This is a genomic window from Aquisalimonas sp. (assembly GCF_007120195.1).
Lineage (GTDB): Bacteria > Pseudomonadota > Gammaproteobacteria > Nitrococcales > Aquisalimonadaceae > Aquisalimonas.
Genome location: NZ_SKOG01000272.1, coordinates 1 through 5,229, shown reverse-complemented (window position 1 = coordinate 5,229; position 5,229 = coordinate 1). Strand labels below are relative to the sequence as shown.

Sequence of the window (5,229 nt, the reverse complement as noted above, 5' to 3'; positions counted from 1 at the left end):
TCACCCGCGGCCACCCGGCCGTCTATTGCGCTCTTGCGCGCAACGCGCCCCCAACGATGGCTGTTACTGGACCCGCGAAGCCTGTTTGGCCCCTTCGTCACCGGAGCCGAAGGACTGTATCAAAGAGCTCGAGGTTGGGGCATTAGACAGATGCGCGCCGCCTATTGCGCTTGTCTGGGGCGCGCTACCGCGATGCTGTATAGAGCAACAGCATCTGTCATGGAGAGCATCGGCCGTGAACACGCGTTCTCCCCCGTTCCTTGAGCGTGCCCGCCGTGCGATCGGTCGTCGTCACCGCAGTATACGCACCGAGCAGGCTGACATGTTATGGGTGCGCAAATTCATTGTCTGTCGCGGCAAGCGGCATCCAGAAGTGATGGCAGCCAAGGAAGTGGCGGCTTTTCTGACATATCTTCTTGCTGTTGAGCGCAGGGTTTCACCGAGCACGCAGAATCAGGCACTGAACGCGCTGGTCTTTCTTTACCGACATGTACTGGAACAACCAGTTGGCGATATCGATGGGCTGCTACGCGCAGGGCCGAAACGTAAACCGCGCACGGTACTGGCGCCGGTAACGCCCGCGGCGGGTGGATGCGCTCCATGCGCGCTCGCCATCGAGTTCCTGGCTTTCCGAAGGTGAACAAAAAGCGCCGCTGGCGCCGGGCATACGTGCCACGGCGCCGGCAGCGCATGCGGTTAAAGCCCGTTCGGCCGGCCCTTGTCGGGGAGATCGTAATCGCACACGCCGTCAGGGAAGATCGCCTCCAGACGCTGCACATGTTCGTCCGTGAAACTCACGGGGCCATAGGTGCCGTCATTCCGGGCATCTTGGAGAGGCTTGAGCTGGCACTGGAAGACATCCCCCGTAATAGGCCCGCCGGCTTCAATTCGCGAGGTCGTATAGATCGGGAAGGCCAAGGTGCAGGGCCCTTCGACCTGGTCATCAAGGATGCCCGCCCAGACCTGGTCGCCCGCGGCGATGATCTCGGCATCACCATCAAAGCAGGTATCCACGGCTTGCTCTGGCCGGTTCTTCGCGATCCGATTCTTGGGATCCCTCCGGATGCCCAGCGCCCATTCATCCGCGACCATGAGCGCCCGGTCGATCATGGCGCGCAGATCGATGTCCACATCGCCGAACCACACCACGTGATGATCCGCATTGCCCATCTGGTTCACTATCCGCTGCCTCGCGGCAAACGACTGGTGGGAGTGGTGCTGATCAAGGCGCGGCTCGAGCCAGTTGCGTACGTCAAGCACCGGGATGTCGATTGCGCCTCGGAAGACCAGGCCGGCCTCGTAAGCCGCTTCGATGGCCCCGATATCGGGTTTGAACCGTGGGGCCGGGTCGTCGTTGTCGCTCAATTGTTGGTTACGCCGGCTCCACGGATCGAAAGCCTCACGCTGTGCCTGGCGATCAAGCGAGAGAGCCAGAAACTCGCGTTCGTCCATGGTGAAGGGAAAGCCTTCCTCGACCCAGTCTTTCGTTCGTTTCCAGGAGCCCACGCGCGCATTGACATCGAGAAACTCCTCCATGGTAATCCGCCCTTCGGTCAGGGCCCGCAGGCCGAATTGAACCCCGACATTGCCCCAGGGGATGCGCGCCCAACCCTGATCGTCGAGACCATAGATGTTGCGCGCATCCTCGAAATGCGTCAGCCGCATCGCCTCGATATCCGACTGGGGCTCCCAGCGCTCATGGTCGGGAACCCTGTCCAGGCCGAACGTCGGGTTCGCCACCCTCGGTGCATGGCCGCGCCAACCGGCGACGCACTCGCTAACCCCCTTGGCGGCGTTGTAACCCAACAACTTTTGGATGGGGAGGAAGGGGTTCACAATCCCCTCCTGGGGGTTGAATGTGGCGTTCAGCCCCACGAGCCAACTTCGGTTTTCGGTCTGCTCCCAGGTTGCAACGCCAACCTCGGTGGTATCCATGTAGCGCTCAAGCAACTCGCAGTCCGATATGTGGATACCCTGGGTGACCATATCCGGATACGCGATCACCGGTATGGCCACGTCGATCAATCCGGGATGGTTCTGTCCGTAGACGTATTGCTGTATGCCGCCGCCGGAGCCTCCGAGACCCACCGTATACAACGGTTCGCCGAAGCGCTGGACGAAATGCTCCTTGGTCATCAGCGCGGTTTCGCCACCGCGTTGCAGGTTGTAATGCGTGTCGGTTCGGGTTCCTGTCGAGTAGGCGATGGCATGCCCGAGCCCCAGCAGACCCGGGTCCATGGCCGTGCTCCGGGACCATCTGCCCTGGGTGTGACCGATGCCGGTCCCGCCCTGAAAGGCATAGAGCAGCCGGCCGTTCCAGCGGCTGGTGTCAAAGTCCCCCGGGTCCTCGGGGATTCGTTTCGGATCCACCAGCATGGCGTAGCTAAAGAGGTAACGATTGATGGTGCCCCGCTCCACGCGCACGACGAAGTCCACCTCTTCGCCGTCGATGGTGGTCGTCGTGGCGAAATCCTCCGGTGGTTGACCGCTTTCGGGCCACTCGACCCAATCGTCATCGGTACTGCGATAGAAATAGGTGATGAAGGGCTCGATGGAACAGTCGGTGCTGTAGCCGATCACCGTCTCGCCGGCCTCGTCATTGACGCGGAAGCCGGGCGGCTCCTGCCGGTCTACCTCGGGCTGGATGCCGAACTGGTCCACCGTCGTGCAGACGAACGGCTGCTGGTGCGGGCCAGAGAATACCGGGCCGGTGATGGGATGATTGACCAGCGTCAGGTGCTCCAACGCGCCAAAACGCTCGTGAAACAACGCCAACTCGTTGTCACCCACTTGCAGCCCGTCGATCACCCCTTCCAGGCGCCTCGGGTGGCTCTCGAACTGGTTCAGATCCACTGGCTCGCGGTTCAATTGCAGGCTAAGGCGCCGACGCTGACCCGGCGGTGCATCGATGGCGATACGCGCGTTGCCACCGGTGACTTGATCCGGCGCGCTGGACAGTACCGCGAGCGCTATCCGCTTGTCGCCGCCGGGAACGACGCTTGGCCCCTGCGCATTGGTTGCGGCTGGTGCTGCCAGTTGTTGCTCCTGCGTTTGCGCGGATTGTTCGCCGGAGGGTGACTCCGAATCGCTGAGGCAGCCGGCCAACGCCAAGCTCCCCGCGGCCAACAAAATGCCCCCTCGGATCGATGCTGACATGATGCCCCCAATTTGTTGATCCAGGACGTGCCGGTTGTTGGCCAAGACACCCCGACGCCGCAGCCCGGTGGCGGTGCGTGCGTCACTGCGTTTGGCAGGCGAGCCTTGCACCACGCGCGTGGTACGGCGCGGGATACGGATCGTCATCCAAGCCGGGAACCGGCTGGGCAGGCCTTGACTATAGGAGGCGGGAACCATGCTGCCATTAGGACTACCTGGGTAAGGATCGGGGGTTTGTCCGCATTGACAGTCTGCTGATCAATGCTACGTCGAGCGCTAGCGGGAGCCGATCGAATGGACCGTGACCGACCGCGTTGCATGATCTGCAGGCGATGCTGGAGCTACAGGACGCCGGACGATCGGTGTGGAGCCGGCAGCGTGTTCGGGCCTGGAGCATTAGCCGGCGCTGTTGTCGGGCGCCGCCGCTGATGGCGTTGCTGGGACCCCTGGGGACGACTTGCGCAGATAGGGCGCGCTGTCGACAACCAGGCTGAAATGGGAGGACAGCACACGGCCATCGGCCGTACACTATCGCAGCGTCATCCGCCGTCAAGTCAAACCGCACAATGCGCTTCCTCCAAACGCCATCAGGGCTCACGTGATTCACGGGCCGATTGCCCGCCTGGGCAGCTACAGGTGCTGACCTTGACTGAGTTGCCGCATCCGCTTAAAGATGTCCCTATCGATTCTGAACAATCACTCCAGGAAATGGCGCTGCGTCGTGGCCGGTCGCTAAACGAGGGGTGGGCAGATGCCCTTGCAGTCCTGGGTGCATCGGCCCTGGCGTTGCGTTGCGCGGGTGGAGGAGGCGAATTATGTCTGAGAAACGGGTTTCAGGCTTAGGCCGTACCCTGCTCGCCATGGGGGCGATGCTGGCACTGGTTGGCGCCGGACCGCTCGCCCAGGCGGACGCGCTCGACCATCTGATGGAGGATGAGCGCAACACCGTGGAGGTGTTCCAGCGTTTCGGCCCCTCGGTGGTGGCGATCAGCGTCACCGTCCGAGGCGAGCGCCTGGATCCCTTCGAGGGCATTCCGGAAGGCCGCATCCCCCCCGAGTTCCGGGAATTCTTCCGGCAGTTTCAACGCGAGCCCCAGCGGCCCCAACCGCGGCAGGGGGCCGGCAGCGGATTCGTGATTGATGACGAGGAACACATTGTCACCAACTATCATGTAATCCGGGCCGCCCTGCAAGACAACAGTACCGAGTTGCTACCAGACGCGGAGATCCGCGTGATCTTTCCAGGGCAGGATCCGGTGGAAGCAGAGGTCGTGGGGGCCAATGCCCTTTATGACCTCGCACTGCTGCGCCCAACTGATGCCACAGCGGTGCCGGACGAGGCGCGGCCCCTGGAACTGGCCGACTCGGACGCAGTGCTTGCGGGGCAAAAGGCTATCGCCATCGGCAATCCGTTCGGGCTGCGTTCCACCGTGACTGAAGGCATCGTCTCCGGCGTGGGTCGGGACCTGCCAGGGGTCGGTGAGGTGGAGATCCCCATGATCCAGACCGACGCCGCTATCAACCCCGGTAACAGCGGCGGGCCGTTGCTAAGTTCCCAGGGCGAAGTGATCGGGATCAACACCGCCATTGTGCCGGGCGGCGGGCTCGGCGGCCGGCCCGGCTTCATCGGGGTAGGCTTTGCCGTGCCCAGCAACCTGTTGCAGGAGAGTCTGGACGAGCTGCGCGCCGGTGGGCTGACCGACGTGACCTCCCGCGCGCGCCTAGGCGTGTCGGTGATCGGCTTGCAGGGCTACCCCGACAGCGCGCGCCGCGGCCTGGGACTGCCATCCGAGGGCGTGATGATCGTCTCGGTGGAGGACGGCAGCCCCGCCGAAGAGGCAGGGCTGCGCGGTGCGCAGTTCCAGATTCAGGTCGCTGGCCAGGAGCTGCCGGCGGGGGGCGACCTCATAGTCGCCTTGGACGGTGAGGCGGTGACCGACGCCACCGCCTTGCAGCGGCTGGTGTTCGCGCGCCAGGCTGGGGATACGGTGACGCTCACCGTCTGGCGGGAGGGCGAGACCCGCGACGTCGATGTTGAGTTGCGGGAGGTGCCTCGCGGCGAGGGCTGATCGG

Annotated in this window: 3 protein-coding genes; 2 read left to right on the top strand and 1 reads right to left on the bottom strand. The window is 63.5% G+C overall.

Features of this window, described 5'->3' with window-relative positions; all coding sequences use genetic code 11:
• Positions 1-235: 235 nt before the first annotated feature.
• Positions 236-640: a site-specific integrase gene (locus tag QZT63_RS18665; protein WP_290653364.1), complete on the top strand. Its 405-nt coding sequence runs from the start codon at positions 236-238 to the stop codon at positions 638-640.
• 56 nt (positions 641-696) lie between these two features.
• Here QZT63_RS18665 and QZT63_RS18660 read toward each other — a convergent pair whose 3' ends face one another.
• Positions 697-3,156 (bottom strand): DUF6351 family protein, encoded by a 2,460-nt coding sequence (locus QZT63_RS18660; protein WP_290653362.1) that lies wholly within the window; start codon positions 3,154-3,156, stop codon positions 697-699.
• Positions 3,157-3,971: 815 nt separating this feature from the next.
• Between QZT63_RS18660 and QZT63_RS18655 the strand changes: the two genes are divergently transcribed.
• Positions 3,972-5,225 (top strand): trypsin-like peptidase domain-containing protein, encoded by a 1,254-nt coding sequence (locus QZT63_RS18655; RefSeq protein ID WP_290653360.1) that lies wholly within the window; start codon positions 3,972-3,974, stop codon positions 5,223-5,225.
• The last annotated feature ends 4 nt before the right edge of the window (positions 5,226-5,229 follow it).

What these genes read in the sequence shown, in the direction of transcription:
- QZT63_RS18655 (WP_290653360.1), top strand. Translation starts at nt 3,972, where the DNA reads ATGTCTGAGAAACGGGTTTCAGGCTTAGGCCGTACCCTGCTCGCCATG.
- QZT63_RS18660 (WP_290653362.1), bottom strand. Translation starts at nt 3,156, where the DNA reads ATGTCAGCATCGATCCGAGGGGGCATTTTGTTGGCCGCGGGGAGCTTG.